Source organism: Neisseria shayeganii 871 (assembly GCF_000226875.1).
In the GTDB taxonomy this organism is placed as follows: domain Bacteria; phylum Pseudomonadota; class Gammaproteobacteria; order Burkholderiales; family Neisseriaceae; genus Eikenella; species Eikenella shayeganii.
On record NZ_JH164926.1, the window covers coordinates 823,870 to 826,352 of the forward strand.

At 51.6% G+C, this 2,483-nt stretch carries 4 protein-coding genes and 1 pseudogene; all 5 read left to right on the forward strand.

Translation table 11 applies throughout. The annotated features are described in order from the left end of the window. A partial coding sequence (locus tag HMPREF9371_RS03775; protein ID WP_009118582.1) for a tyrosine-type recombinase/integrase occupies positions 1–322 on the forward strand: 322 nt, incomplete at its 5' end. Between the two features lie 233 nt (positions 323–555). After that, positions 556–963 (forward strand): hypothetical protein, encoded by a 408-nt coding sequence (locus HMPREF9371_RS03780; RefSeq protein ID WP_009118584.1) that lies wholly within the window; start codon positions 556–558, stop codon positions 961–963. A gap of 13 nt (positions 964–976) precedes the next feature. After that, on the forward strand, positions 977–1,555 hold the full coding sequence (locus tag HMPREF9371_RS11000) for a DUF6387 family protein (protein WP_009118585.1): 579 nt from the start codon (positions 977–979) through the stop codon (positions 1,553–1,555). Between the two features lie 177 nt (positions 1,556–1,732). Continuing rightward, positions 1,733–1,837 (forward strand): annotated as a pseudogene (locus tag HMPREF9371_RS14015) (hypothetical protein); the annotation flags it as partial. A gap of 77 nt (positions 1,838–1,914) precedes the next feature. Beyond that, positions 1,915–2,379 carry a hypothetical protein gene (locus HMPREF9371_RS13150; protein WP_232203071.1) on the forward strand — a complete coding sequence of 155 codons (465 nt, stop codon included), beginning with the start codon at positions 1,915–1,917 and terminating at the stop codon, positions 2,377–2,379. The last annotated feature ends 104 nt before the right edge of the window (positions 2,380–2,483 follow it).

A 2,483-nucleotide genomic window follows, 5' to 3' on the forward strand; every position in this document is an offset into this window, starting at 1 on the left:
CCTGAATAAGCCAGAAACCGCCCATATGCCCGCCCTGCCGCGTGAAGAGCTGACAGAGTTTTACCGCCGCCTGCTGCTGGCCGATATACACCGGCAAAACCGCATCTGTGTGATGCTGATCATGCTGTGTTTTGCCCGCAATACCGAAATCAGAGGCGGCGAATGGGCGGAAATCGACTGGCAGGCCAAGACGTGGACGATTCCGGCCAGCCGCATGAAACGCCCACGGCCCCACGTTATCCCGCTGGCTGATTGGCCGTTGGAGCTGCTGCAGGAATTGCACGGTATAACCGGGCAAGCCCCGTTACGAAACCATTGCTAAGGTACTGGACGTTTTGGGCGTGCAAATCACACTGACACCGAAAAGACAAACGGGCAGCGCCAAGGCTTGAGCGGCCAAATCAAGATAACACCAGCCCACGCGCAAGTAGCCGCAGAGCAGCAAATCTGCCTGCTGGTGTTTGGGCAATTAGACACTTTTAGATGTCCGATGGCTAATTAGATGTTTGCTGTATAATTGTGTCTAATCCCACACAACCCGATAGGGCAAGCGCCATGCAAGACCCCTTGTATTTTCCCCGCGCCGACTACGCTGCCAAATTGGTTAGCAGCTTGAAAGACGGTATCACCCACGCCTTTACCCTGTTTGCGCCGCGCCGCATGGGGAAAACGGAATTTTTGCTTAAGGACATTGTGCCGCTTGCTGAAAAAAGCGGCTTCAATACTTTCTATTTTTCGTTTATGGATAGCGCTGCCCCTGCCGCAGACTTTCAGGCAGCCCTAGCCCGCTTTGCTGCCGAAATACAAACGGGCGGCAAGGCTAAAACCCTGATCGGCAGTATCAGCAAAGTTGATATTTTGGGCGTAGGCATAGAGCGTCAGACGGCAAACGAGGCCATGCCGCGCTTATCCGAGCTAATCGGCATGATTGCCGCCGATAGAGGTAGAGCCAAATATTATTAGCGACGTAACGCTTATGGATATTGCCTGCCTGTATGCACAGAGTTATTTTGAACTGCCACATATGCGTGAATTTTTCCAAAAAGCCCCAGGGCAGTTTGATGAAATAATCAAGCATGGGTATAGAGGCCAATCAATAGAGAGCGCCGAATGGGTGATTGATGAATGTACTGCGCCGAAATCAGAATATGGAGTTTCTTTGTCGGATAAATTGGATTACGGCGATATGTTCTTTATTGACCTTTCGCAAAGTGATGAGGTCTTAAAAATGGCGTTTGAGCAGAAATTAAAAGAAATCCGAGAAAAAAAGCGCGAGCAAAAGCAGCATTCACTTTGGTATGGCCACCGTACTAAGCGCTTTTCCGATGCTGAAATCAGGCGAATTGTTGAATATCGTGTCTTTGCTTATATTGATCTGTACATATACGGGCAGATAATTGGCAGAAAATTTACTGATATTGAGATGGCCGCCATGATTTACCCGCCTAGAGAAAATACCCCGCTTGATTTTGATGCTGTGGATAGAATATCAAGAACAGTCAAGCCGAAAGCGATAGAGCTTTTGGAAAAAACTAATCCGCGCCTGCTACTGTAAAAATTTTCCGCAATTCTATGCCTGCATAAATTCTAAAAATTTTATGCGGGCATATTTTTTGATAATTTTATGCCCGCATAACTTCTAAATTTTTTATAACATCATAAAAATCAAGAAATTTGTGCATTCAATTTACCCGCTGAGGCGGCTATCTTTTTGCCCGTAGTGTTTAACCACATGAAAGGGCACTTATGCAAACTGCAATCAATCAGCCGCCTGCTGCTGGCGCTGGGCACCGCCTTCGCCGCCCCTTTGCTGGGTTTGCTGCGCGAGCCGGGCGGCGGCTTCCACCTGTACGGCGATTCATCCGACGGCAAAACCACCGCCGCCATGGTGGCCTTGCCCGCCGTTTTGCGCTGGTGTCTGCCGCCTTGGAACTGGCCGCCGACATTACCGGCCTGCCGCCGGGGGTGGGGCTGGCCGGCATCAAACGATGCTTCGATGCCTGGCTGGTCCGCAACGGGCAGGGCAAGTTTGAAGACCGCGCCATTCTCAAAACCGCCACCGACTTTATGCAGCAACACGCCTTCACCGGCCGCTTTGCCGCTTGGGAAGCCGATGCCGTCTCCCACGCCGCCAATCATGCCGGTTATTGGCGCTACAAGGGCAGCGGCACCCGTGAAACAGACCGTGAATACTGGCTGATTCCTGCTGTGTTTGAGATGGAAATATGCCAAGGCAAGGATAAAGAGAAGGTTTGCCGTGTGCTGCACGGCATCGGCTGGCTGAAGCGCTACAACGACAAGCGCTTTCCCTTCCAGCGTAAAGGCAAAGGCCGCTTTTATGTGTTCGACGGTGCCGAGCCGCCGGACGATGACGATTAAACCCCACACCAGCCGCCTGCAATGGGCGGTTTTTTACGGCCGCCGAAAGCCACGATCAGGGCTGTATGGGGAAATCGCCATGCCGCCAAAGGGCAGCCCCAAAC